This window comes from Micromonospora sp. NPDC005237 (assembly GCF_040607775.1).
Taxonomy (GTDB): Bacteria; Actinomycetota; Actinomycetes; order Mycobacteriales; family Micromonosporaceae; genus Micromonospora.
In genome coordinates this window covers 369,691-392,901 of sequence record NZ_JBEXHJ010000002.1, presented here as the reverse complement: position 1 = coordinate 392,901, position 23,211 = coordinate 369,691, and the positions used below count along the sequence as shown (strand labels likewise).

Genomic DNA, 23,211 nt, shown 5'->3' with positions numbered 1-23,211 from the left:
ACGAGGAGGTGGTCACGTGCGGACGGTGACGGGACGGACGGACCGGGTGGTGGTCGTCGGCGCCGGGCTGGGTGGGCTGGCCTGCGCGCTGCACCTGGCCGGCAGCGGCCGACAGGTGACGGTGCTGGAGCGCGAGCCGGTCCCCGGCGGGCGCGCGGGCCGACTCTCCGTGAGTGGGTACGAGTTCGACACCGGCCCCACCGTGCTCACCATGCCCGACCTCATCGCCGAGGCGCTCGGGGCGGTCGGCGAGGAGCTGCACGACTGGCTCGACCTGACCCCGCTCGACCCGGCCTACCGGGCGTACTACCCGGACGGCTCCACCCTCGACGTGCTCACCGACACCACCCGGATGGCGGCCGAGATCTCCCGGGTCTGCGGGCCCCGGGAGGCCGACGGCTACCTGCGCTTCGTCGACTACGCCCGGGAGCTGTGGCGGCTGGAGCGGGCCGACTTCATCGAGCGCAACCTGGACGCGCCCACCGACCTCATCACCGGCAACCTGCTCAAGCTGCTCACCGGCGGGGCCTTCCGCCGCCTCCAGACAAAGATCAACCAGTTCTTCCGGGACCCGCGTACCCAGCGGATCTTCTCCTTCCAGGCGATGTACGCCGGGCTCGCCCCGCACGACGCGCTGGCCATCTACGCGGTCATCGCGTACCTCGACTCGGTGGCCGGTGTCTACTTCCCCCGCGGGGGCATCCACGCGGTCTCCCGGGCGATGGCCGGCGCGGCCGAGAAGCACGGCGTGCAGATCCGGTACGACACGACGGTGACCCAGGTTCAGACCGCGAACGGCCGGGCCACCGGCGTGCTCACCGCCGACGGCGAGCTCGTGCCGGCGGACGTCGTGGTGCTCAACCCGGACCTGCCGGTCGCCTACCGGGACCTGCTCCCCGCCGCGCCCGCGCGACGCCTCACCTACTCACCCTCCTGCGTCGTCCTGCACGTCGGCTCGCGACAGGGATATGCGAAGATCGCCCACCACAACATCCATTTCGGACGCGCGTGGAAGGGCACCTTCGATGAGGTCATCCGCAGGGGCGAGCTGATGACCGATCCGTCGCTGCTGGTGACCAACCCGAGCCGGACCGACCCGTCGGTGGCCCCACCGGACCGACACACCTACTACGTGCTCGCGCCGGTGCCCAACCTCGACCGGGCGCCGTTCGAGTGGCGCGGCGACCTGACCAGGCGCTACGGCGACCAGCTGATCAGCACGCTGGAGGAACGCGGGTACGTCGGCTTCGGCGCCGGGGTCGAGGTGTTGCAGGCGATCACCCCCGCCGAGTGGGCGGAGCAGGGGATGGCCGCCGGCACCCCGTTCGCCGCCGCGCACACCCTCTTCCAGACCGGGCCGTTCCGCCCGTCGAACCTGCACCGCGACCTGTCGAACGTGGTCTTCGTCGGCTCCGGCACCCAGCCCGGTGTGGGCGTACCGATGGTGTTGATCTCCGGCAAGCTGGCCGCCGGCCGGATCACCGGAGAAGGCCGATGACGAGCCGCGAGGACCACCTCGTCGAACTGGTCGACGACCGCGGGCAGCCCTGCGGCGACACCACAGTCGCCGCCGCCCACCAGCCGCCGGGACAACTGCACCGGGCCTTCTCGGTGCTGCTGATCGACCCGGACGGCCAGGTGCTGCTGCAACGACGGGCCGCGGTCAAGACCCGCTTCCCGCTGCGCTGGGCGAACTCCTGCTGCGGCCATCCGCGACCCGGCGAATCGCTGACCGAGGCGGCCAACCGCCGGCTCAAGGAGGAGCTGGGCACCGGCCCGGTCGAGCTGACCGAGGTGGGCGTCTACGTCTACTACGCCGAGGACCCGACCTCCGGTCGCGTCGAGTTCGAGTACGACCACGTGCTGCGCGGCGAGTTCCTGCCCGCCGCCCCGCTGCGACCCGACCCGGACGAGGTGGCCGAGCTGCGCTGGGCCGACCCGGCCGCCCTGGAGGCCGAACTCGACCGCGACCCCCGGTCGTACGCACCCTGGCTGGGCGGGGTGGTGAACCGACTGCTGCGCCCCTCGGGTGCTCCGTCGGGCGCCCCCGGCTCGACCACGACCCCGGCCGGATCGTCGGCGGATGACGCGGCGGAGCGGTCGGGTGGCCGATGAGGCGCTGAGCGCGGGCGCCGTCGCGCGCCGGCTGGGGGTCGCGGTCACCACGCTGCGCACCTGGCACCAGCGCTACGGGCTCGGGCCCAGCGAGCACGTGCCCGGCCACCACCGTCGGTACACCCCCGCCGACCTGGCCCGCCTCGAAACCATGCGGCGGTTGACCGCCGAGGGCGTGAGCCCGGCCGAGGCGGCCCGGTGGGCGCGGCAGGCACCCGACCGGACGTCCGTGGACACCGTCACCCGCAGCCGGATCCGCCCGCCCGGCCGCGACGGTGGCGGCGCCATCCCGGTGGGCCGCGCCGGCCCGGCCGCCCGGGGCCTGGCCCGCGCCGCCATGCGCCTGGACGCCGCGGCGATCAACGAGACCATCGCGCACACGATCGCCGCCAGCGGCGTCGTCGCCACCTGGGAGACCCTGCTGCGCCCCGTGCTCGCCGGCATCGGTGACCGGCACGCCGCCACCTCCGGCCTGATCGAGGTCGAACACCTGGTCTCCCGGTGCGTGTCGGAGGCATTCGCGGCAGCCAGCCAGGCCAACGCGCCCAGCGGCCCCGCCCGGATCCTGCTCTCCTGCGCCGACGAGGAACAGCACACCCTCCCCCTGGAAGCGTTGGCCGCCGCGCTCGCCGAGGCCGGGGTGAGCTACCGGATGCTGGGTGCCCGGGTGCCGGTGGCCGCCCTCGTCGAGGCGGTCAACCGCACCGGCCCGGCCGCCGTGGTGCTCTGGTCACACACCCGGGCCACGGCCGACCCGGCCCAGCTCAGCGCGCTGCTCGCGGCACCCCGCCGCCCGCTGCTGATCCTCGCCGCCGGCCCCGGCTGGCGGGCCGACACGCTGCCCGCCGGGGTGGTCCGGCCGGTCGACCTGGCCGAGGCGGTCTCGCTCGCGATGGCGGTCCGTGACTCGCTGGACCAGTCGCGGGAGGCGTGACCGGACTGTCGGTCCCCCACTCGCTTCCACTACCGTCGGGGCGTCCGCCTGCCCCGACCCCCGGGAGCGAACAGATGCAAGCCCGCGCCGCCCTGGCGTCCGTCCTCGCCGTGGTGCTGGTCTTGTCCGGTTGCGCTCAGCCAGACAGCACCGTCCACGCCGCTGGCGGGTCACAGCCCGTCGAGTCGACCACCCCGACCGCCCCGCCCACACCGACGCCCACCCCGTCGCCGAGCCCCACCCACACCAAGCCACCGAAGCCGCCCCTGCGACCGCTGCCGGCGAAGCTCCCGGCCGGGCTGCGGCGCACCACCGGCGTACGCCCCGTGGCGTTGACCTTCGACGACGGGCCCAGCCCGGCCTGGACCCCGAAGGTGCTCGACCAACTGCGGTCGGCCCACGTGACGGCCACCTTCTGCGTCGTCGGCCTCGAAGCCCAGCGGCACCCGGAGCTGATCCGGCGGATCGTCCGGGAGGGGCATCAGCTCTGCAACCACAGTTGGCGGCACGACCTCGACCTCGCCCGCCGACCGGTGGCAGAGATCAGGGCCGACCTGGTCCGCACCAACAAGGCCATCCAGGCAGCCTCCCCGGGCACACCGGTGTCCTTCTACCGGCAACCCGGTGGTCGGTGGACACCGGAGGTTCTGGCCGTGGCGAAAGAGCTCGGCATGCGCCCGCTGCACTGGGCCGTCGACCCGCAGGACTGGGACAAACCGACCGCCGCCACGATCGCCAAGCGGGTCCACAACGCGGCACGTCCCGGTTCCATCGTGCTGCTGCACGACGGGGGCGGAAACCGGGCCGCGACGCTCGCCGCCTGCCCGCACCTGATCGCCGACCTGAAGCACCGCTTCGGCATCACCCGCCTCCGCTAGATTGGCTCTGACCTGCGGTTATGCGGTGCGCGACGGCTCCACCGATACCGGTTTTGTCGACCAGCCAGGCATCACGTATGCTTTCCAAGCCTCCGGCGGGGCCGGATGGGAGCAAGTCCGCTTGAAGTTGCGAATGTGCAATGATGGCGGGGCCGCCCTCATCGTCTAGCGGCCCAGGACGCCGCCCTTTCAAGGCGGTAGCACGGGTTCGAATCCCGTTGGGGGCACGACCGGCGCAAGCCGGAGCAACACAAGCTAGGTCCTGTGGAGCAGTTGGAGTGCTCGCCGCCCTGTCAAGGCGGAGGTCGCGGGTTCAAGTCCCGTCAGGACCGCAGCGCTGACGCCGCGCCTCGCGCGGCGTTCTGCGTATCGGAGCAGGTGACCCTGCCAGCGGTTCATCCGGTTGGCGGGTAGCATGAGCCGAGCAACACGGCCAGGTAGCTCAGTTGGTACGAGCGTCCGACTGAAAATCGGAAGGTCGGCGGTTCGACCCCGCCCCTGGCCACATAGCCTTTCGCCGGGCTACAGGAGCGCCGACCAGCGGAAACGCGGTCGGCGTTCTGCTTTTCCGCCGCAGCCCGCCCGGCCTTTCCCCGTGATCGCCCCGCCTGGCCCCGTGATCGCCCGGCCTGGCCCGTGATCGCCCCCGCCCGGCCTGTGATCGCCCGGCCTGGCCCGTGATCGCCCCGCCTGCCCCCGTGATCGCCCGGCCTGCCCCTTGATCGACTCGGGTTCGGCGATATCGGGGTATCGCAGCGACCGGGATACCGCGATATCGCCGAACCCGAGTCGATCAGCCGTGTCGGCCGCGCTGGGCGGTTGTCACTGATCGCGGCGGCCCTGTTGACGGTGCTCGGCCATCCCGCCCTGGATCGCCTCCCACACACTGCGCCCGGCCTGCCGCAGGGTCTCTCCCGCCTGCTCGGCGAGTTGCGCCGCGCTCTGAGCTGCGGCATGCGCCTGACTCGAAACACCACCGCCACCCTGGCCACCACCACCGGCCTGCCCGCCGCCCTGACCGCCGCCACCCTGACCACCACCACCCTGACCACCACCACCCTGACCCCCGCCACCCTGACCACCACCACCCTGACCACCACCACCCTGGCCGCCAGAGGCTTGCCCGGCGGGTTTGCCACCACCGCCACCCTGGCCGCCCTGATTCCCGCCGCCGGAGGCCCGCGACTCACCAGGACCGGGGGTTGGCGAGCCACCCGGCTGACCGGCGGGCTTCCCGGTCGACGATGCAGCCGGAGCGGGTCGGTCTCCCCCCGGACCACCCCCCGGTTGCTGCCGGTCCTGGCCCTCGGGCGGCCGCTGCCCCTCAAACCCCTGCCCCGCGGAGGTCGGGTGCGCCTGCGTGGAGGCCCGGTCCACCGGCCACCGGCCCTGCAACCGAGACTCCGGCCGCTGACCTTCCGCCGGGCGCGACTCCGCTCGCTGAGCTTCCGCCGGCCGGGACTCCGCCGCTCGCGACTCCGCCGGCCGGGACTCCGTTGGGTGAGGCTCCGCCGGGCGGGCGGGTCGTGCTCGCGTCTGGTCGCCGAGCGCGCCGGGCACACCCGCCTGTCGGGCCAGCTCGTCGCGTACGCCGGAGTGCTGTGCCAGGGCGGTGACCTCGGCGGCGCCGGCGGCCAACTGCTGGGTGCTGCGGTTGACGTCGTCGAGCGCGCCGCTGCCCGCCCGGGCCAGGGATTCGATGACCTGCGGGTTGTTGTCGATCGTGTCGAGTGCCCGGCCCAGGAGTGTCACCAGCTGCTCCAGGCGTACCCGTAGCTGCGCCTCGGCGTGCACCCCGTCGATGTCCAGCTCGACGCCGTTCAGGTGCACCCGTACGCCGGCGTCGAGCTGGAGCAGGTTGGCCAACCGGGCGCGCAGCGAGATGTCGGCGTCCAGCCCGTCCACGACCAGCCGGATCGAGTCGACCGACACATTCGGGATGTCGAGCAGGACGTCCGGGTCCCCGGCGTCGACGTCCCGGTCCGGATTCCGCTGCTGCGCGTTCTCGCTCATGCTCTCCCGCTCCCGTACGCCGCCCCGGTCGTCCGAGCCGTTCGGCGCGGTTACCCGCTTTCCGGCGGGGCATCCCGTGCGTGACGGCTCGGCAACCCACTGTCTGGAACCGGGCACCGCGCGAAGCTGCACACCGAGGCATCAGCCGGTATGGTCCGGGCCTATGGGACAGGGGATGACTGATCCGGCCGACATCCGGCAGGACCTGGAGCGGTTCTCCTTACGGTGCAGCCTCCTCGTCCCGGGTTCCGCAGAGCGGGCGTTCGCGGTCTTCACCGATGAGCTGACCGACTGGTGGGTCACCGAGTACACGTGGTCCGGTCCGGAGGCCCTCGCCGAGCTGGGCATGGAGCCACGGGCCGGCGGCATGCTCTACGAGATCGGCCCGTACGGCTTCCGCGCCGACTGGGGACGGGTGCTCACCTGGGATCCGCCCCGGCGGCTGGTCTTCGCCTGGCAGCTCGGTCCGGACCGGGTGCCGGTGCCGGACCCGGCGAAGGCGAGCGAGGTCGAGGTGCTGTTCCTCCCCGACGGTCCGGAACGGACCCGGGTCGAGCTGGAGCACCGACACTTCGACCGGCACGGCGAAGCGGCCGAGGGGTACCGCAAGGCGTTGACGGCGGGCTGGCACGAGTTGCTCACCCGCTACCTCGCCACCGTGTCACGCGGCCAACAAGCCGCCTGAGCAGTCAGCGGTCGAGTTGTCGACCAGCCCGGCTGCTGTCCAGGTCCCGGCCGCCCAGGTGTGCGCGGTTTCCGGCCTCCGCCCCGGAGCCGAAGCCCGTGCCGCCGAGCCGGCGTGCCGGTGCGGTCCGCAGTCGCGGGTACTCCTCGGTGAGCCGCCGTTGCACCCGGTCGGAGCGGTCGGCCAGCACCAGCGCCACCGACGGGCCACCCGACTCGCCGGCCGCTGCCGTCTCGGCCGCCCAGAGCCGGCCCCCGATCACCTCCGCGAAGCCGGCGAGCCAGGACCGCCGGAAGGCGGCCGGATGGTCGTCCGCGGGCACCGCCGTGGCGGCCAGGCCGTGTGCGGCCTGCACGAGCAGTGAGGTGAAGAGCAGGTCCACCCGTTCCAGGTCGCTGGCGAAGCCGAACAGGTGCACCGCGAACCCGTTGCCATGCCGGCGACGGACGCAGCGGCAGCGCAGCGGCTCCGCGACCGCGGCGAGCAGGCCCACCTTGTCCCGGGCGTACGGGGCGACGATGTCGAGCACCCGGTCGCCGACCGGGTCGGTGGTCGGGTCCCGGACGGCGAGCAACGCCCTGTCGACGCCGTAGCGGGCGATCAACTCGGTCGCCTTGGCGGTGAAGGCCGCCGACTCGGCGGGTGTGCAGGCCGGGTCCTCGGCCTGGGCGAGCAGCTTGCGCACCTTGCTGAGCATGGCCTCGGACATGCCCCCAGAGCTATCACACACGGCGGACGATCTGGGACCACGATCGCATTGATCGATCAGTATCATCGTCACGATCAGCTCGACCATCCAATACGGACGGTCAATTAACTGTTTCCGGAGGCACGCATGTCATCCCCGACCGCCCGCCTGCTCGCCGTCGCCACGGCCGCCGCCCTGCTCGCTACCGGCGCACCCGCCCAGGCCGCTCAGGCCGCCGCACCGGCCGCCCCCGCCGACGTCACCTCGGGGCCGAACCTCTTCGCCCCGCTCGCCACCTGTTACGGCGGGGCGGTTCGCTCGTTCTTCCAGACCGGCGGCTACGGCGGCCAGGCCGGCCCGTACCGCACCACAACCCGGTGCCGCGACATCAACGTGCGCAACGCCAGCGCGTACGGCACCGACGCCTGCGTGATCTTCATCGACAAGACCGGCAACTGCAACTACTGGACCTACCTGCCGGCCAACTCCGGCTGGGTCACCGTGGCGACCGACGTCCGGGACGGGGTCAACTTCCGGGTCCGCTTCGAGAACGTCCGCTACGAGTACGAGCCACTGGTCGCGTACCACGCCTTCTGAGCGGCCCGTGCGGGCGCGGCACCCGACGGGAGCCGCGCCCCGGGAGGCGTGGTCAGCCGGCGCGGCTGCGCAGGGTGGCGACCGTCGAGCCGGCGAGCGTGAGCAGACAGTCGGAGAGCAGCCCGTCGGCCGCGGCCGCACCGAACAGGGCCTCCCCGGTCGGCACGTCCCGGTTGGCGTACGCGCTCACGAACCGGGCCACCCAGCGGGTGTCGTAGTCCGCCTGCTCGATGCCCGGGAAGTCCAGCGCGCATCCGGTGCTCGGCGCAGCGTCACCGACCATCGTCGCCGCCAGGCACCAGGCGACCCCGTACGCGCCGGGCAGGCCGGCCCGGTCGACGACGGCGTCGAACGCACCTGTCACCGCTTCCCCATCGCCGGCCAGCGCCGAGCGGAGCACGGCGGTCGCGTCGTCGAACGTCTGCTGTGGTAGGTCCGTCACCCAGCGCACAGTAGGACGGAGGGTCAAGGCCCGCCATTTCCGTCACTCTGCGTGTTCGACGCGAGCGACCTGCGCATTTCGCCACCTCCACGGTCCCGCCGCCGGCCCGGGCACGCTAATGTGCGCAGCGGACCTTCGCCGGAGGAAGGACGACCATGCTCGTATCACGCCGCTCGCGGGTAGCCACACTGGCCGCCTGCGCGACGATCCTGCTCGCCACAAGCGCTTGCGGGGATGACAAGGCCGAGGAGGGAAGCGCCCAACAGGTGCGCCTCTACGGCACGGACGGCAACATGCTCAACTCCTACCCAGCGGAGTTGAAGGATCGCGCCGATCTCGTCGACGGGATGAAGGGGACCACGCCGCTCACCCCGCTGCCCGACGACTTCAAGAGTCGGCTACGGTCCGTCAATCCGGCGCTGACGGACTACCTCTACGCCGCCGAGACGTACGACGCTGTCGTGATCGGTGTGCTCGCCGCCCAACTGGCCGGCAGCACCGACCCGGCCGCCATCGCCAAGCAGATCGTCGGCGTGACCAACAACGGTCAGCGCTGCGAGGACCCGGCCAGTTGTCTCACGCTGGCCCGGGCCGGGCAGGACATCGAGTACCGCAGCGTCTCGCTGACCCGCGCGGGCTTCACCGACAAGGGTGAGCCGGCCACCGCGAGCTACGCCACGCTGACCTTCGACGGCCAGCAGATCAACGACGGCAAGACCGAGTTCGTCGGCGCGGGCGCCGAGTCGGCGGCGAGCACCAAGACCCCGCCGAAGGCGAAGAAGGCGCGCCCCGGTGACGCCGACGACCAGCAGCCGCTGATCGTGGGGGGCCTGCTGCCGAAGACCGGCGACCTGGCGATCGCCTACCCGCCGATGGCGGCCGGCGCGGCGCTGGCGATCCGGGAGATCAACGCCGCGGGCGGCGCGCTGGGCAAGCCGGTGACGTGGAAGGACGGCGACGACGGCACCAGCACGACGGTGGCCAAGGCGACCGTCGCCAAGCATGTGGCCGACGGGGTCAGCATCATCATCGGCGCCGGTGCCTCGGGCATCTCCCGAGAGGTGCTGCCGGACGTCGTCCGGGCCGGCAAGATTCTCTTCTCGCCGTCCAACACCGACTCCAGCCTGACCGACGTCGAGGACAAGGGCCTCTACTTCCGCACCGCCCCGCCGGACAGCCTGCAGGGTCGGGCGCTGGCCGACGTGATCCTCCGCGACGGGTCGCAGAAGATCGTCATCGTCGCCCGCAAGGATTCCTACGGTGAGGGCCTCCAGGCCACCGTCCGTGACGAGCTGGAGAAGGCCGGCATCGCCGGCGACCGACTCAAGCTGCTCACGTACGACCCGCCGGCCGACGCCTCGGCGGCGCCGGTGGACTTCACCGGTGGCGCGAAGGAGATCAAGGAATTCGGCGCGGACGCCGTCCTCATCATCGGCTTCGGTGAGTCGGCCCAGGTGATCCGGGCCCTCGCCGACACCGGGGTGCAGATCCGGCACTGAGCACCACCGCGGACCGCGACGGCCGCACCGGCTTCGGAGCCGGTGCGGCCGTCCTTCGTTTCCGCCTCAGCGGGCTCGGCGGCGCTCCAGGAACTCGGTCATGCGGCGGTGCTTCTCCTCGTCCTCGAAGAGCACCGCCTGGCTGACCAGGTCGAGCTGCGGATGTGCGGCGGCGGGCGCGTCCACCGCCAGCTTGGTGAGGCGCAACGCCAGCGGGGAGCCCTGCGCCATCTCGTCGAGCAGCCCGTGCGCCACCGTCAGCAGGTCGCCGGGCTCGTCCACCACCCGGTTCACCAGACCGATGCGCAGCGCCTCGGCGGCGTCCACCCGCCGGCCGGTGAACAGCAGTTCCTTGGCCCGGCCCTCGCCGATGAGGGCGGGCAGCCGGTGGGTCGCGCCCGCGCCGGCCAGAATGCCCAACCGCACCTCCGGCTGGCCGAAGACCGCCCGCGCCGTGCACACCCGCAGATCGCAGGCGTACGCCAGCTCCGCGCCACCGCCCAACGCCGGGCCGTCGACGGCGGCCACGCTCGGCATCGGCAGCGCCCTGATCCGGGCGAAGGCCGCCGAGTTGATCGCGGCCAGCGCGTCCGTGCGGCCTCGTTCGCGGAGCTGACCGATGTCGGCGCCGCCGGCGAAGACGCCCTCCGCGCCACCAGTCAACAGCAGCAGTCGGGGGTGCGCCTCCAGCTCGGCGCAGACCTGGTGCAGCTCGGCGATCAGGTCGGCGTCGATGGCGTTGCGCTTCTCCGGCCGGGCCAGCGTCACCACGAGCCGATCCGGCCGCTCCTCGATCCGCAGACCGCTCACCGTGCCCACCCTCCGTTCACCACCGCGCTCACCGCTTGACCCCGCCGTCCCAGTGGTAGAAGCCGTGCCCGGACTTCTTGCCCAGCCGGCCGGCGGCCACCATCTCCACCAGCAGCTCCGGCGGCGCGAAGCGGTCCCCGTACGCGGCCTGGAGGGTGCGGGCGATGTCCAGCCGCACGTCCAGGCCGACCAGGTCGGTGAGTTCCAACGGCCCGATCGGGTGTCGGTAGCCCAGCACCATCGCCTTGTCGATGTCGGCCGGGCTGGCCACCCCGTCGGCGACCATCCGGATCGCCTCCAGCCCCAGGGTGACCCCGAGCCGGGAGGTGGCGAAGCCGGGCAGGTCGCGTACGACGACGGGGTCCTTGCCGAGCCGGCCGGCGAGCGCGACGGCCGCCGCGGTGGTCTCCTCGGCGGTAGCCGGGCCGACCACGATCTCCAGCAGCGCCATCGCCCAGACCGGGTTGAAGAAGTGCAGGCCGAGGAAGCGCTCGGGCGCGTCCAGGCCCGCGGCCAACTCGCCGATGGCGATGCTCGACGTGTTGCTCGCGAGCAGGGCCGGGCTCAGGGCGGCGGCGTCCCGCAGCACCGTCCGCTTGAGGTCGAGCCGCTCCGGCACCGCCTCCACGAGCACCCCGGGAGCGGGGGCGACCTCGGCGAGGCTCGGGCGCAGCGTCACTCGCTCCCGGTTCGCGGCGGCCTCGTCGGCGGTCAGCTTGCCGCGCTGCACCGCCCGCTCCCACAGGTCGGCGAGCCGGGTCAGCGCGGTCGCGCCCCGGGCCGGGTCCACCTCGACCAGCTCGACGGCGTGCCCGGCTCCGGCCGCCACGTACGCGATGCCGAGCCCCATCGTGCCCGCACCGACGACCACGAAACGATCGTTCATCACGCCTCCCTGTCCGCCCCGGTGGCGCGCGGGGTCCCCGCCACGCCGGCCCGGGTGCTCGGCCCGCTCCGCTCGCTCATGGTGCGACCCTAAACAGCACGACGAACCCGCCCAGGCTTGGGGGAGCGCGCGATCGGGTACGTACGGCCTGTCAACCCAAAGGGAAGGACCGCATCGAGATGAGCCAGGCACCGGAGAGCGTCACCACCGGGGAGAGCACCAACTCCGAGACCGTGGAGACCCGGGGCGACGAGCGGGTCGACCTGCTGCGCGCCGACACCAACAACGACGGCAAGACCGACGTGTGGGTGGTGGACACCGACGGCGACGGCAAGGCCGACCTGTTCCAGTTCGACACCGACGGTGACGGCAAGGTGGACATCACCATGGTCGACATCGACGAGGACGGCACCCCCGACGAGGTGGTCGACGGCGATGGCGGCCTCCCGCCCGAGCAGCTGCCCCCGACCGTCCAGGTCTGATCTGCCGAAAAAGGGGGGCCCTCCGACGAGGGTCCCCCTTTCCGGTCAGCCGGCGAGGCGCAGGGTGGCCAGGTAGTAGGGGGCGTCGCGGTCGTCCACATCGGTCAGCTGCCAGTCGCTGCCGTGCACCAGCTCGGCGAACTCGTCCGGCGAGCAGACCAGATAGTCGAACCACTCGGTGCCCAGTTCCCGGTAGCGCAGCCGTAGTCGCAGCTGGCCACCGAGCCGGCCCCGGCGGCGGTTGCGCTCGTGATAGCCGGTGTGCAGCGGGTCGCGGGTGCCGTACGGGTTGGTGCCGTGCGCGATGATCTGCGCCCCCGGTCGGGCCAGCGCGGCGAGCGCGGCCAGGAACACTGGCGCCCGCTCCCGCCCCTCGAACAGCCCGAGGTTGTTGCCGAGCAGCAGGAACGTGTCGTACCGCTGCCCGTCGGCGACGTGCGTGTCCACCGTGCCGTGCACCAGCCGCCGTACGCCGCGACGCCCGCTGACCGCGAGCGCGCCCGCCGACGTGTCCAGCCCGGCGACCGGCACGCCACGCTCCTGGAGCAGCAGCGCGATCCGGCCGGCCCCGGTGCCGACGTCCAGCGTCTCGCCCCGGGCCCGGTCGACGGCCCGGTGGTCGTACGGCTGCCAGTCGGCTGGCCCGTCGAGGTAGTGCGCGGCCGGAGCGCCGTTGATCAGCCCGTCGTCCCGTTCGATGATCTCGATGACCGGCCGGGGCAGCCGCCCGCCGACCATGGGCCGGGGCCCGACCCCGGTGGCCACGGCGAGCGCGTCCCGCAGCAGTTCGCCGACCACGTCACCGATTAGAGGTTCCCCCGTCACGGGGTTCACGCTATCCGGCCACTGATTGGCCCGCGGCGGCCGTATCCTGGCGGCGTGACCACGCTGGACCGGCTGTCGGCCGAGAAATATCTTCTGCTCACGACCTTCCGCAAGGACGGTCGGGCGGTGCCGACCCCGGTCTGGGCGGTCCGCGACGGAGACGCGTTGGCCGTCTGGACCCGGGCCGACTCGGGGAAGGTGAAGCGGATCCGCCACAACGGCGAGGTGACCGTGGCCCCGTGTGACGTCCGGGGCCGGCCGCACGGGGCGGAGGTGCCCGCCCACGCGACCCTCTATGGTGGCCGCGACACGGGCCGGGTGCGCGACCTGCTCAAGCACAAGTACCGGCTGATCGGCCGCCTCAGCCTGCTCGGCAGCCGGCTGCGCCGCGGCGAGGGCGGCACGGTCGGCATCCGGGTCACGCTGACCGAGGGGCAGCGCTGAGGGCGGGCACGACAAAGGGCGGCGGATCGAGATCCACCGCCCTTTGTCGGAAAAACTCGTACCGGCTCAGTCGCCCTGCCGCTGCTGCGGGATCTGACCCTGCAGCAGCGCCCTGACCTCCGACTCGCGGTATCGACGGTGGCCACCCAGGGTGCGGATGGCACTGAGCTTGCCCGCCTTCGCCCACCGGGTCACCGTCTTCGGGTCGACACGGAACATCGACGCCACCTCGGCCGGTGTGAGTAGCGGCTCTGGTTCGTGCGTTCGCGATGCCATCGGTCACTCCTCCACATGTATAGACATCGGCCGGGGTCCCGCCGGCCGACGCGTCTCCCATGGTCCGGCTAGTCCCCGATGTCCGACATGGGCCGAACGGATGAAGGTCCCTAGACGGACGGATGAACCATGCCCGATTTTTACGACTTTTACACAGCAGAAACTACCTTATTCGGACTCATGATCACGGTTCGTGATGCGTCAACTACGAGCGCACCTCGCCTTGGGAGCGCTTCTGGGGTGAAATGCCCTAGTTGCACCGCTCCAGCAGCTGCACGGCACGCCACCGGGCCACCAACTTGTCGTACGCGGCGGACGCCTCCTCGGCCTCGCCGCGCGACAGCCCGGCAAGGCCACCGGCGACCAGCTCCGGCGAGTCGTCCGCGGCGAGGGTCTCGTCGGAGAGCAGGGCGACCAGGCCGCCGTAGTCCAGCTCCACCACCGAGCGCGGGTGGAACTCCTCCAGCCAGCGGGCCGCCTCCTCCACCGCCTCGGTGATCGGCGCCTCGCCCACCGACTTACGCAGCACCGACAGCGCCCGCGACGATCGGCGACGAGCCTTGGAGATCTCCGTCCGGTAGCGCAGCGCCCGCCGGCCCGGTTCGGTGACCAGGTCCCGTTCCGCCGGGTCGAAGAGCACGAACCACCGCAGCGGCACGCCCCAGGTGGCGATCTGCTCGTGCACCCGGGGCACACCGTGCTCCAGCACCCGGGCGCCGCTGCGCCAGTCGTCGACGACCGCCCTGGCCTGCCCGGCGAGCACCGGCGGCACGAACGCGTCGGCGAGCACCGAGGGCACCCCGTCCCGGGCGTTGAGCGCCGCCTCGGCGACCCGGATGCGCAGGTTCCAGGGGCAGACCAGCAGGCCGTCGTCCGTCTCCAGGACGTACGCCTCCTCGGGCAGGTCGGGCAGCCGGGTCCAGCCCGCGCCCAGCGCCTCGATCACCGCCGTCCGCTGGCGGCCGGGGCCCTCGACCGGGGCGACCGCCCGCCCTTCCGAGACGTAGCGGCGCCAGTAGCTCTGCCGGTCCCGGTCGAAGGCGGTCAGCGGCTCGTACACGCGCAGGTAAGAAGCGAAGAGCGACGGCACCGCGCGATCCTCCCACGAACCGCACCCGTACGGGCCCAGCGGCCGGACCACGCGCGCCGCAACGTGAGATGACGCCGGCACGTCGGGCGGCCGCTCGGCGGCCGATACTAGGCTCGACCGCACCGGCAGCATCCCCGCCGGGGTCCACCAGGTCCGCGTCCCACAAGGAACGCACACCACCGTAGGAGCCAGTCATGGGCGTATTCGCGAGCACCGACGACCCGGTATCGACCGGTCACGAACAGGTCGTCTTCTGCCAGGACAAACAGAGCGGCCTGAAGGCGATCATCGGGATCTACTCCACCGCGCTGGGGCCCGCGCTCGGCGGCACCCGCTTCTACCCCTACGACAGCGAGGACGACGCGCTCGCCGACGTGCTCGACCTGTCCCGCGGGATGGCGTACAAGAATGCTCTCGCCGGGCTGGACCTGGGCGGCGGCAAGGCCGTCATCTGGGGCGACCCGGAGCAGATCAAGAGCGAGGCGCTGCTGCGCGCGTACGGCCGCTTCGTGGAGTCGCTGGCCGGCCGCTACTACACCGCCTGCGACGTCGGCACCTACGTCGCCGACATGGACATCATCGCCCGCGAGACCCGGTACGTGACCGGCCGCAGCGTCGAGCACGGCGGCGCCGGCGACTCCTCGATCCTGACCGCGTGGGGTGTCTTCCAGGGGATGCGGGCCGCCGCCGAGCACGTCTGGGGCACGCCGAGCCTGCGTGGCCGGCGCGTCGGCGTGGCGGGCCTCGGCAAGGTCGGCAAGTACCTGACCGGGCACCTGCTGGAGGACGGCGCGGAGGTGGTCGCCACCGACGTCAACCCGAAGGCCCTGGCCTGGGTGCGCGCGAACCACCCGCAGGTCACCCTGGTGGACGACGCCACCGCGCTGGTCGCTGCGGACATCGACGTGTACGCCCCGTGCGCGCTGGGCGGCGCGCTGAACGACGACACGGTGCCGGCGCTGCGCGCGAAGGTGGTGACCGGGGCGGCGAACAACCAGCTCGCGCACCCGGGCATCGAGAAGCTGCTGGCCGACCGGGGCATCCTCTACACCCCGGACTACGTGGTCAACGCCGGCGGCGTGATCCAGGTGGCCGACGAGATCGAGGGCTTCAACTTCGAGCGGGCAAAGCTGCGGGCCACCCGGATCTACGACACCACCCGCGAGATCCTGCACCTGGCGGACGCCGAGGGCGTGCCGCCGGCGGTCGCCGCGGACCGGTTGGCCGAGCGGCGGATGGCCGAGGTCGGTCGGCTGCGCACGATCCACCTGCGCTGACCCCTCCCGGAGGCGGAGGCGGATCGACCGAGATCCGCCTCCGGGCCTCCCGCGCCGGTCCGACTCGGTAAGCTGAGGCCGGGTCAAGTTTGGCGTGTTTTGTCCGGTGTCACGGGTGCTCTTCGTTCCGCTCCTTACCAGGTACACTGGGTGACGGTCGGATCGCCGCGACGCGCAGAGCCGGCCGACGGTAACCCGAGGTGCCGAACGATGGCATCCCCATGTACCGTAAGAGCCACGAGAGATGCCTGACGTCATCGGGGCCCGCCTTCGGGCTGCCCCGCATTCTGTGCGAGGGGGTCGAGCCATGGGGCGCGGCCGTGCTAAGGCCAAGCAGACGAAGGTGGCCCGGGAGTTGAAGTACCACTCCCCGAACACCGACCTCACCGCCTTGCAGCGCGAACTGGCGGGTGCTGGTAAGTCTGAGCACCACTTCGACGACGACTCGAAAGAGTTCGTCGACGACGATGATGAGAATCACGCGGACGACGACCCGGATCCCTGGGTCCGACCGACCCGCTGACCTCTCGACGCAGCTGAGCACGCGGTGACCCCCGCGTGCTCACGCATGTGCCCATCGGGAGCGAGACCGGTGCCGATCATCAGGGGCCTGCCCTGGCCGGAGGTCACTCCGACCGGCCGACAGGCCCCTGATCACGGTCGGCCTCAGCGCGGGCGGTTGTTCCAGTTGTAGAAGGTCGGGATGTTCTCGAAGTGGTTCCAGGCGCAGACCGCGCTGACGCCGTCTCCGCCCGACACCTCCGCCCGCAGCCGCCGCGCGTCCTCGGCTTCCTGAAGCAGCGCGACGAGCCCGGGGGCGGCCTCCCGCACCCGCTTGGTCACTCCGTCCGGGGCGTCGTCCGCTTCGCGCTCAGGCCGCCGGTGACTGGTGGTCTCGGGCATGCTCCAACACTCCCTCCAATAGGCGGATCTTGCTGTTGCGGCAGTGCTCGGTCTCCGTACCGTCAAAACGCCCCAGCTCGAAGTAACGGTTGGCGGCATGACCGCCGCCGCAGAAGCCGAAGTACGGGCAGGACGCCCGGCACGCCTCCACGCCCCCCAGGAACTCGCCCACCCAGGGCGTCGACGCCGCGTCCGTCAGGATCCGGGCCAACGGAGTGGCCAGCACGTTCCCGCTGCTGAAGTCGCCGTAGTGCGGATCGGTGAACCCGGCCAGCTCCGGGGAGAGCACGGTCACCGAGCCGTCGTGCCCGATGGTCGGGATCGGGTCCAGCCGACGGGGCAACACGCCGTCCGCCGCGCCGTCGAGCACCGCCGCCGCGTACCGCAGCGACCACTCGACCTCGCGAAGGTGGATCCGGGGCTCCTTGCGCCAGGCCGACACCAACTCGGCCCAGAACGCCGTCACCGCCGCCGCGTCATGGCTGTTGTCGCGGGTGTTGACGCCCTCGGTCTCCTCGATGTTGATGCCCAGCACGTCGCAGCCCAGCCCGAGGAAGTAGTCGTACAACTCGGCGGCGAGCCCCGGCGCCGGCCGGGACACCACGGCCAGCGCGGAGAAGGGCAGCCCGTGTCGGCGCAGCGCCGCCACACCGCGCAGGATCCGGTCGTACGCCGGCTGACCGCCACGGTTGACCCGGTCGCCATTGCGTTCGGCGGGCCCGTCCACGCTCACACTCACCCGCACCTCGTGCCGGGCAAAGAACGCGCACCACTCGTCGTCGATAAGCGTGGCGTTCGTCTGCACGTGGTGCTCGACCTCGGGCCCGAAGGGCGCGATCAGGTCGGCCAGGTGCTCCCGACCGGCGGCCAGCGGCTCGCCGCCGTGCCACACGACGGAAAAGCGACCGGCCGCCGCCCAGGGGTTGACCGCCGCTGCCACCGCCTCGGCCACCGGCACCGACATCCGCCGGTCAGCGGCCCGAAACGGCAGGTAGCAGTACGCACAGTCGAGGTTGCAGAGGGTCGTCGGCTGCATGACGACGTACGACGGGACCGCGGCCAGACCGCGCATCCCGCTGAACGACAGTTCCCCCGCAGCCATCACCCTCCTCCGCCCAGCCTGAGCCCTTCAGGCTAGGCGGCACTGGCCACTCGGGTGAAGCCCTGATCAGGTGCCCGTACGATCACCGGAGCGTGATCATCCGCGAGTGTGCTGACCGACCATCTGCACGTTGCCGGTGCCTTCGATGATCTCGCCAGCCTGCCACGCCTCGACCCCACGGCCGGTCAGGGTGGCCAGCGCACGGTCGGCGTCCTCGGCCGAGACGATCGCGAACATGCCGACACCCATGTTGAAGGTCGACTCCATGTCGTGGTCGTCGATCCGGCCCTTCGACTGGATCAGGTCGAAGATCGGCTGCGGCTTCCAGGTGGACCGGTTGACCACCGCGTCGACGTGCTCCGGCAGCACCCGGACCAGGTTGCCGGGGATGCCGCCGCCGGTGATGTGGGACAGCGCCCGCACGTCGGCCTCGGCGATCAGCTTGAGGCAGTCCTTGGCGTAGATCTTGGTCGGGGTGAGCAGCTCCTCGCCCAGGGTCCGCTGCCGACCGAAGTCGTCGATCACGATGTCCAGACGCATCCGGGCCGCGCCCAGCAGCACGTGCCGGACCAGGGAGTAGCCGTTGGAGTGCAGGCCGGAGGAGCGCATCGCGATCACCACGTCGCCCACCTCGACCCGCTCGGGGCTGAGGATGTCGGCTTCCTCGACCACGCCCACGCCGGTGGCGGAGATGTCGTACTCGTCCGGGCGCAGCACACCGGGGTGCTCAGCGGTCTCCCCGCCCAGCAGCGCGCAGCCCGCGTACCGGCAGCCGTCGGCGATGCCCGCGCCGATCTCGGCCACCTTGTCCGGAACGACCTCGCCGGTGGCGATGTAGTCGAGCAGGAACAGCGGCTCGGCGCCACAGGCCACCAGGTCGTCGACGACCATCGCGACCAGGTCGATGCCGACCGTGTCGTGGATGTCCATCTGCTGGGCGATCACCAGCTTGGTGCCCACACCGTCGGTCGAGGACGCCAGGATCGGGCTCTTGTACTTCTTCGTGTCCAGCCGGAACAGGCCGGCGAAGCCGCCGAGGTCACCCAGCACCTCGGGGCGACGGGTCTGGCGCACCTTCGACTTGAGCAGCTCCACCGCGCGGTCACCCGCGTCGATGGAGACCCCGGCGTCGGCGTACGAGACCGAGCGTTTACGGGCCTGACGGCCAGCACCGCCCGTCCACGGCTGGTGGTCGCCGCCAGCGCCGGTCGGGCTGCTTCCTGCGCCGCTGCGCTCGGACACGTGCGTCACGGTTCTCCCCTTTGTGGTTCTCGGTGCCGCGCCGGCGGTGGCCGGGCCGCGCCGGTTGGTGCTACGGGCGGTTTGCGGTCACGCCACCCGGAGTGGCGACGAGCGGGCCGAAGCTGTCCGGGGCTTCCGGCGTCGCGTTGGCGACCCGGCGGCCCACCCCTTCGAGGACGTGCTTGCCGATCAGGTTGCCGGCCGGCAGCTCGATCGGGTACTCCCCATCGAAACACGCCCGACACAGCCGGGTCTTCGGCTGCTCGGTCGCGGCGATCAGGCCAGGAAGCGAGACGTAACCCAGCGTGTCGGCGCCGATGGAACGCCGGATGCCGTCGTTGTCCAACCCGTTGGCCAGCAGCTCCGCCCGAGTGGCGAAGTCGATGCCGTAGAAGCACGGCCAGCTGACCGGCGGGGAGGAGATCCGGACGTGCACCTCCAGCGCCCCCGCCTCGCGCAGCATCCGCACGATGGCCCGCTGCGTGTTGCCGCGCACGATCGAGTCGTCCACGACCACCAGCCGCTTGCCGCGGACGTTCTGCCGCAGGGGGTTGAGCTTGAGCCGGATGCCCAGCTGGCGCAGGGTCTGCGACGGCTGGATGAAGGTGCGGCCCACGTACGGGTTCTTCATCAGGCCCGCGCCGTAGGTGATGCCGGACGCCTCCGCGTAACCGATCGCGGCCGGCGTGCCGGACTCGGGCACCGGGATGACCAGATCGGCCTCCACCGGGTGCTCCTTGGCCAGCTGACGACCGATCTGCACCCGCGCCGCGTGCACGTTGCGCCCGGCGATGGTGGCGTCCGGGCGGGCGATGTAGACGTACTCGAAGAGGCAGCCCTTCGGCTCCGGCGACGCGAACCGGGTGGAGCGCAGCCCCTCCTCGTCGATCGCGATCAGCTCACCGGGCTCGACCTCGCGCACCACGCTGGCGCCGACGATGTCCAGAGCGGCGGTCTCGCTCGCCACCACCCAGCCACGCTCCAGCCGGCCGAGCACCAGCGGGCGCACGCCGTGCGGGTCGCGGGCCGCGTACAGCGTCGACTCGTCCATGAAGACGAAGCTGAACGCCCCGCGCAGCTGCGGCAGCACCTCGAGCGCGGCCGCCTCGACGGACAGGTCCGGATGGCTGGCCAGCAGCATGGTCACCAGCGAGGTGTCGTTGGTCGAGCCGTCCGCGACCAGGCCGCGCTCGGCGACCTCCTTCTCCAGCTCGGCGGTGTTGACCAGGTTGCCGTTGTGGGCCAGCGCGATGGTCGTGCCGGAACTTGTCGACCGGATGGTCGGTTGGGCGTTCTCCCAGTTGGAGGCGCCGGTCGTGGAGTAACGGGCGTGGCCGATCGCCAGGTGGCCGCGCAGGCTGGCCAGGGTGGGCTCGTCGAAGACCTGGGCCACCAGGCCGAGATCCTTGTAGACCACCACGCCCGAGCCATCGCTCACCGCGATGCCTGCGGCCTCCTGGCCACGGTGCTGCAGGGCGTAGAGGCCGAAGTAGGTCAGGTTGGCGACCTCTTCACCGGGGGCCCAGACACCGAAGACGCCGCAGGCGTCCTGGGGGCCGGGTCGTTGGGGGTCAAGGTCGTGGCTCAGCCGGCCGTCGCCTCGGGGCACTACCGCTCCCTCATGCTGGTCTGGACCGGCCTGGCGGGGATCACGGTGCGGATCCACACTCCTCGGCCGGGACCACTGTCGTCGCCTGACAGTGTACGCGAGTCGCCGTCGATACAGATAGTCACGATTTCCCTGCCGAGAGTCACGATCACTCGGACATCCGCGCAGCTAGAGGGGCAGGTACGCCGAGAGGTCCGCCCGGATGCCACTCACCTGAACGCGACCATCGGTGACCGCTTCGGCCCACGCGATCCGGCCGGTGGCCAGCCCCAACCAGGTCTGCGGGGACATCTCGACCACGTTCGGCGGGTTTCCCCTGGTGTGTCGAGGACCGGGAACGCACTGGATCGCACCGTATGGTGGGACGCGCACCTCCACCGATCGGCCGGGGGCGCGCTCCGCGAGGACGGCCAACAAGGACCGGACCGCCTCCCGGAGTACCGGCCGTTCGGGCGTACGACCCGCGTCAAGCGCCGACAAAGCCGCCGCCACGGCGGCGGACTTACTGTGCGGAGAGGACACGACGGGACGATACGACGCACAGGTGAAGCACTCGACGCTGGCCCTGGGTCGCGCCGATCCAGTCAGACAAGGCATAGTGGCCGACGGCGTATTCGTACCGTGATGATCCCCGGCCCGGCGCCCCGCCGGTCAAGGGAAGTCAGCCCGGAAGGCGGTGGACGTGTCAACACACCGACGTGCCTGGAAGCAGCGGGCCGGTGTGGTCGTAGCGCTGGTTGCCGGCGCTCTGCTCGCCGTCCCCGCCACACCAGCGATGGCCGCGCCCAAGGTCACAAACGTCTCAGCCTCCCCAGGCACCGTTCAAGCGGGCGGCGAGACGACAGTGAGTTACACGCTCAGCTTCGACGACCCGGTCGTTCCCACCGATGTCACTGTCAGCTCCGACAATCCCAAGCTTCAGTGCATTGAGGGTTGCTCGCAGGGCAACGTGACCGAGGCCAAGACCTACACGGCCAAGTTCAGGTTGGCGGACGACGCTTCGAACGGGTCTGCCCGCATCACCGTCAAGGCCAGTGCTGGGCTCGGGAACGGACAGGGTTCGACCACGGTCAACCTCACGGCCAAGGCTGCACCGCCGCCGACGCCGCAGCAGACGCAGACCGTGAAGTCGGTGTCCGGCAAGGTGGTCAAGAAGGCCGACAACACCGCGGTGCCGAATGCCTTCGTCGTCCTGCAGGACAGCGCCGGTCACCGCTACGACGCCCTGAGCGACGGCAGCGGCAACTTCCGCTTCACCGGAAGCACCTCCGCTCCGATCGCTCCCGGGCGTATCGACCTCGGTGCGTCCTCCGACAACATCAAGGCGTTCAAGAACTTCACCGCGAGTGCCGGGCAGTCCATCACCGGCCAGCGGATCAGCCTGGAGATCAAGGTCGAGGTGACGCCCAGCGCCACGCCGTCCGCAACCGCCGAGGCCCTCCCCACCGAGGAGGCGACCGAGGAGGATGGCGAGGAGCAGCCGTCCGAGGCGGCCAGCCCGGGCGCCCCGGCGAACGCCGCCAACGAGGACGACGGCGGCGGCTTCGGGTCGTACCTGATCATCCTGCTCGGCGGCCTGCTCGTCGCGGCCGGCGTCGGCACGATCGTGCTGCTCTGGATGAAGCGCCGCGAGAACGGCGACGACGATGACGAGCCGGCGACCGCTGGCGCGGCTGGCGCCGTGCCGGCGGCCCGGGGCGCCTTCCACGGGACTGACGACCAGACCCGGGTGGTCAACCGCGCCGGTGGCGGCCCCGACCCGACCATGGTCGGCGGCGCGGCGCTGAGCGAGGCGCCGACGATGATGCACCGCCCGGTGGTCGACGACGTCCCGCCGGACCCGTACGGAGCGCCAGCGCAGCCCTACGGCGCGGCGGGCCAGCAGGGCTGGGGTGGCACCGGCTACGGCGACGAGCCCGCTCCGGGCGGCTACGGCGCCGGTGGCTACGGCAACGCGCCGTCCTCGGGCGGCGGCTACGGCACGGCGGCAACGCCGGAGGGCGGCTACGGCGCCGGCCCGGCGGGGGACCCCTACGGTGCCGCACCCGGCTCGGGCGCGGGCTACGGCGGCGCTGCCGCCCCGGGTGGCGGCTACGGCAGCGCGCCTTCCTCCGGCGGCGGCTACGGCAGCCGTGACTACACCGCCCCGGCCGGTGGAGCGGGCTACCCGCCCGCTCCCGCCGGTGGAGCGGGCTACGGCGAGCGTTTCGACGAGCCGACCGGCCGCTACACCGGTGACAGCACCCAGTACCCGGCTCCGGCCGACCCGTACGCCACCGGCGTCTACCAGCCGGAGCAGGATCCGGGCTACGGCCAGCCCGATCAGACGGCCCCGTACGGCGGCGGTCGCGCGGCGGAGCCGGCTGGCGGCTACGGCCAGCAGACCAGCGCGTACGACCAGGGCGGTTACGGCC

25 protein-coding genes and 3 tRNA genes are annotated in these 23,211 nt (G+C 71.9%); 15 read left to right on the top strand and 13 right to left on the bottom strand.

Going from position 1 to position 23,211, the window contains the following annotated elements:
* The first annotated feature begins 16 nt into the window (after positions 1-16).
* The 7 genes from crtI to ABZT87_RS06740 all read left to right on the top strand — a co-directional run bounded on the left by crtI (position 17) and on the right by ABZT87_RS06740 (position 4,432).
* The gene (gene crtI, locus ABZT87_RS06770) at positions 17-1,498 is read left to right on the top strand and encodes a phytoene desaturase family protein (RefSeq protein ID WP_355064662.1); all 1,482 of its coding nucleotides are present in this window, start codon (positions 17-19) and stop codon (positions 1,496-1,498) included.
* Complete coding sequence (idi, locus tag ABZT87_RS06765) at positions 1,495-2,115, top strand: isopentenyl-diphosphate Delta-isomerase (RefSeq protein ID WP_355064660.1); 621 nt, start codon at positions 1,495-1,497, stop codon at positions 2,113-2,115. The genes crtI and idi overlap by 4 nt, the downstream gene beginning before the upstream one ends.
* Positions 2,105-3,049 (top strand): MerR family transcriptional regulator, encoded by a 945-nt coding sequence (locus ABZT87_RS06760; protein WP_354853906.1) that lies wholly within the window; start codon positions 2,105-2,107, stop codon positions 3,047-3,049. The genes idi and ABZT87_RS06760 overlap by 11 nt, the downstream gene beginning before the upstream one ends.
* Positions 3,050-3,123: 74 nt before the next feature.
* On the top strand, positions 3,124-3,927 hold the full coding sequence (locus ABZT87_RS06755; protein ID WP_354853521.1) for a polysaccharide deacetylase family protein: 804 nt from the start codon (positions 3,124-3,126) through the stop codon (positions 3,925-3,927).
* 154 nt (positions 3,928-4,081) lie between these two features.
* Positions 4,082-4,154, top strand: a tRNA-Glu gene (locus tag ABZT87_RS06750).
* Positions 4,155-4,185: 31 nt separating this feature from the next.
* Positions 4,186-4,259, top strand: a tRNA-Asp gene (locus ABZT87_RS06745).
* A 99-nt stretch (positions 4,260-4,358) separates the two neighbouring features.
* Positions 4,359-4,432: transfer RNA gene (locus ABZT87_RS06740), tRNA-Phe, on the top strand.
* A 317-nt stretch (positions 4,433-4,749) separates the two neighbouring features.
* Here ABZT87_RS06740 and ABZT87_RS06735 read toward each other — a convergent pair.
* Positions 4,750-5,940 carry a hypothetical protein gene (locus ABZT87_RS06735; RefSeq protein WP_355134097.1) on the bottom strand — a complete coding sequence of 397 codons (1,191 nt, stop codon included), beginning with the start codon at positions 5,938-5,940 and terminating at the stop codon, positions 4,750-4,752.
* Positions 5,941-6,103: 163 nt separating this feature from the next.
* On the opposite strand from ABZT87_RS06735, the gene ABZT87_RS06730 reads away from it, so the two are divergent.
* On the top strand, positions 6,104-6,625 hold the full coding sequence (locus ABZT87_RS06730; RefSeq protein WP_354853515.1) for an SRPBCC family protein: 522 nt from the start codon (positions 6,104-6,106) through the stop codon (positions 6,623-6,625).
* 4 nt (positions 6,626-6,629) lie between these two features.
* Here ABZT87_RS06730 and ABZT87_RS06725 read toward each other — a convergent pair whose 3' ends face one another.
* On the bottom strand, positions 6,630-7,334 hold the full coding sequence (locus ABZT87_RS06725) for a DUF2786 domain-containing protein (protein WP_355134095.1): 705 nt from the start codon (positions 7,332-7,334) through the stop codon (positions 6,630-6,632).
* A gap of 126 nt (positions 7,335-7,460) precedes the next feature.
* Between ABZT87_RS06725 and ABZT87_RS06720 the strand changes: the two genes are divergently transcribed.
* Positions 7,461-7,910 (top strand): hypothetical protein, encoded by a 450-nt coding sequence (locus tag ABZT87_RS06720; RefSeq protein WP_355134093.1) that lies wholly within the window; start codon positions 7,461-7,463, stop codon positions 7,908-7,910.
* A 52-nt stretch (positions 7,911-7,962) separates the two neighbouring features.
* On the opposite strand, the gene ABZT87_RS06715 is transcribed toward ABZT87_RS06720, so the two are convergent.
* Positions 7,963-8,352 (bottom strand): hypothetical protein, encoded by a 390-nt coding sequence (locus ABZT87_RS06715; protein WP_354853507.1) that lies wholly within the window; start codon positions 8,350-8,352, stop codon positions 7,963-7,965.
* Between the two features lie 155 nt (positions 8,353-8,507).
* On the opposite strand from ABZT87_RS06715, the gene ABZT87_RS06710 reads away from it, so the two are divergent.
* Positions 8,508-9,851, top strand: coding sequence for an ABC transporter substrate-binding protein (locus ABZT87_RS06710; protein WP_355134091.1), 1,344 nt, complete (start codon positions 8,508-8,510; stop codon positions 9,849-9,851).
* A 66-nt stretch (positions 9,852-9,917) separates the two neighbouring features.
* On the opposite strand, the gene ABZT87_RS06705 is transcribed toward ABZT87_RS06710, so the two are convergent.
* Both ABZT87_RS06705 and ABZT87_RS06700 read right to left on the bottom strand, forming a co-directional pair.
* On the bottom strand, positions 9,918-10,661 hold the full coding sequence (locus tag ABZT87_RS06705; RefSeq protein ID WP_355134089.1) for an enoyl-CoA hydratase/isomerase family protein: 744 nt from the start codon (positions 10,659-10,661) through the stop codon (positions 9,918-9,920).
* A gap of 28 nt (positions 10,662-10,689) precedes the next feature.
* Positions 10,690-11,547 carry a 3-hydroxyacyl-CoA dehydrogenase family protein gene (locus ABZT87_RS06700; protein ID WP_354853500.1) on the bottom strand — a complete coding sequence of 286 codons (858 nt, stop codon included), beginning with the start codon at positions 11,545-11,547 and terminating at the stop codon, positions 10,690-10,692.
* A gap of 179 nt (positions 11,548-11,726) precedes the next feature.
* Between ABZT87_RS06700 and ABZT87_RS06695 the strand changes: the two genes are divergently transcribed.
* Positions 11,727-12,029: a hypothetical protein gene (locus tag ABZT87_RS06695; RefSeq protein ID WP_354853497.1), complete on the top strand. Its 303-nt coding sequence runs from the start codon at positions 11,727-11,729 to the stop codon at positions 12,027-12,029.
* 45 nt (positions 12,030-12,074) lie between these two features.
* Here ABZT87_RS06695 and ABZT87_RS06690 read toward each other — a convergent pair whose 3' ends face one another.
* On the bottom strand, positions 12,075-12,854 hold the full coding sequence (locus tag ABZT87_RS06690; RefSeq protein WP_355134087.1) for a methyltransferase domain-containing protein: 780 nt from the start codon (positions 12,852-12,854) through the stop codon (positions 12,075-12,077).
* A 54-nt stretch (positions 12,855-12,908) separates the two neighbouring features.
* On the opposite strand from ABZT87_RS06690, the gene ABZT87_RS06685 reads away from it, so the two are divergent.
* Positions 12,909-13,298 (top strand): PPOX class F420-dependent oxidoreductase, encoded by a 390-nt coding sequence (locus ABZT87_RS06685; RefSeq protein WP_234583170.1) that lies wholly within the window; start codon positions 12,909-12,911, stop codon positions 13,296-13,298.
* Positions 13,299-13,364: 66 nt separating this feature from the next.
* Here ABZT87_RS06685 and ABZT87_RS06680 read toward each other — a convergent pair whose 3' ends face one another.
* Together ABZT87_RS06680 and ABZT87_RS06675 are read right to left on the bottom strand one after the other, a co-directional pair.
* Positions 13,365-13,574 carry a BldC family transcriptional regulator gene (locus ABZT87_RS06680; protein WP_007073996.1) on the bottom strand — a complete coding sequence of 70 codons (210 nt, stop codon included), beginning with the start codon at positions 13,572-13,574 and terminating at the stop codon, positions 13,365-13,367.
* 250 nt (positions 13,575-13,824) lie between these two features.
* Entirely contained in the window at positions 13,825-14,664 is an 840-nt protein-coding gene (locus tag ABZT87_RS06675; protein ID WP_234583169.1) for a hypothetical protein, read from the bottom strand.
* 194 nt (positions 14,665-14,858) lie between these two features.
* Between ABZT87_RS06675 and ABZT87_RS06670 the strand changes: the two genes are divergently transcribed.
* Positions 14,859-15,941, top strand: coding sequence for a Glu/Leu/Phe/Val dehydrogenase (locus ABZT87_RS06670; protein ID WP_355134085.1), 1,083 nt, complete (start codon positions 14,859-14,861; stop codon positions 15,939-15,941).
* A gap of 307 nt (positions 15,942-16,248) precedes the next feature.
* Complete coding sequence (locus ABZT87_RS06665) at positions 16,249-16,464, top strand: DUF3073 domain-containing protein (RefSeq protein WP_007454329.1); 216 nt, start codon at positions 16,249-16,251, stop codon at positions 16,462-16,464.
* A gap of 143 nt (positions 16,465-16,607) precedes the next feature.
* Here the strand turns inward: ABZT87_RS06665 and amcA are convergent, their stop codons facing one another.
* From amcA to ABZT87_RS06640, 5 genes are all read right to left on the bottom strand, one after another.
* Entirely contained in the window at positions 16,608-16,844 is a 237-nt protein-coding gene (amcA, locus tag ABZT87_RS06660; protein WP_354853483.1) for a multiple cyclophane-containing RiPP AmcA, read from the bottom strand.
* Complete coding sequence (amcB, locus tag ABZT87_RS06655; RefSeq protein ID WP_354853903.1) at positions 16,813-17,916, bottom strand: cyclophane-forming radical SAM peptide maturase AmcB; 1,104 nt, start codon at positions 17,914-17,916, stop codon at positions 16,813-16,815. Before amcB ends, amcA begins: the two co-directional genes overlap by 32 nt.
* Before the next feature lie 126 nt (positions 17,917-18,042).
* On the bottom strand, positions 18,043-19,197 hold the full coding sequence (purM, locus tag ABZT87_RS06650) for a phosphoribosylformylglycinamidine cyclo-ligase (protein WP_354853480.1): 1,155 nt from the start codon (positions 19,195-19,197) through the stop codon (positions 18,043-18,045).
* A gap of 61 nt (positions 19,198-19,258) precedes the next feature.
* Complete coding sequence (gene purF / locus ABZT87_RS06645) at positions 19,259-20,797, bottom strand: amidophosphoribosyltransferase (RefSeq protein WP_354853477.1); 1,539 nt, start codon at positions 20,795-20,797, stop codon at positions 19,259-19,261.
* A 168-nt stretch (positions 20,798-20,965) separates the two neighbouring features.
* Positions 20,966-21,289, bottom strand: a complete 324-nt coding sequence (locus ABZT87_RS06640; protein WP_355134594.1) for a sterol carrier family protein — start codon at positions 21,287-21,289, stop codon at positions 20,966-20,968.
* Between the two features lie 283 nt (positions 21,290-21,572).
* Here ABZT87_RS06640 and ABZT87_RS06635 point away from each other — a divergent pair.
* A partial coding sequence (locus tag ABZT87_RS06635) for a carboxypeptidase-like regulatory domain-containing protein (RefSeq protein ID WP_355134592.1) occupies positions 21,573-23,211 on the top strand: 1,639 nt, incomplete at its 3' end.

Bases quoted from the DNA above. Each gene is read 5' to 3' on its own strand.
- ABZT87_RS06695 (WP_354853497.1), top strand. From the start codon at position 11,727: ATGAGCCAGGCACCGGAGAGCGTCACCACCGGGGAGAGCACCAACTCC.
- ABZT87_RS06720 (WP_355134093.1), top strand. From the start codon at position 7,461: ATGTCATCCCCGACCGCCCGCCTGCTCGCCGTCGCCACGGCCGCCGCC.
- ABZT87_RS06665 (WP_007454329.1), top strand. From the start codon at position 16,249: ATGGGGCGCGGCCGTGCTAAGGCCAAGCAGACGAAGGTGGCCCGGGAG.
- ABZT87_RS06730 (WP_354853515.1), top strand. From the start codon at position 6,104: ATGGGACAGGGGATGACTGATCCGGCCGACATCCGGCAGGACCTGGAG.
- ABZT87_RS06700 (WP_354853500.1), bottom strand. From the start codon at position 11,547: ATGAACGATCGTTTCGTGGTCGTCGGTGCGGGCACGATGGGGCTCGGC.
- idi (WP_355064660.1), top strand. From the start codon at position 1,495: ATGACGAGCCGCGAGGACCACCTCGTCGAACTGGTCGACGACCGCGGG.
- ABZT87_RS06670 (WP_355134085.1), top strand. From the start codon at position 14,859: ATGGGCGTATTCGCGAGCACCGACGACCCGGTATCGACCGGTCACGAA.
- ABZT87_RS06755 (WP_354853521.1), top strand. From the start codon at position 3,124: ATGCAAGCCCGCGCCGCCCTGGCGTCCGTCCTCGCCGTGGTGCTGGTC.
- ABZT87_RS06680 (WP_007073996.1), bottom strand. From the start codon at position 13,574: ATGGCATCGCGAACGCACGAACCAGAGCCGCTACTCACACCGGCCGAG.
- ABZT87_RS06735 (WP_355134097.1), bottom strand. From the start codon at position 5,940: ATGAGCGAGAACGCGCAGCAGCGGAATCCGGACCGGGACGTCGACGCC.
- amcB (WP_354853903.1), bottom strand. From the start codon at position 17,916: ATGCGCGGTCTGGCCGCGGTCCCGTCGTACGTCGTCATGCAGCCGACG.
- ABZT87_RS06710 (WP_355134091.1), top strand. From the start codon at position 8,508: ATGCTCGTATCACGCCGCTCGCGGGTAGCCACACTGGCCGCCTGCGCG.
- ABZT87_RS06725 (WP_355134095.1), bottom strand. From the start codon at position 7,334: ATGTCCGAGGCCATGCTCAGCAAGGTGCGCAAGCTGCTCGCCCAGGCC.
- amcA (WP_354853483.1), bottom strand. From the start codon at position 16,844: ATGCCCGAGACCACCAGTCACCGGCGGCCTGAGCGCGAAGCGGACGAC.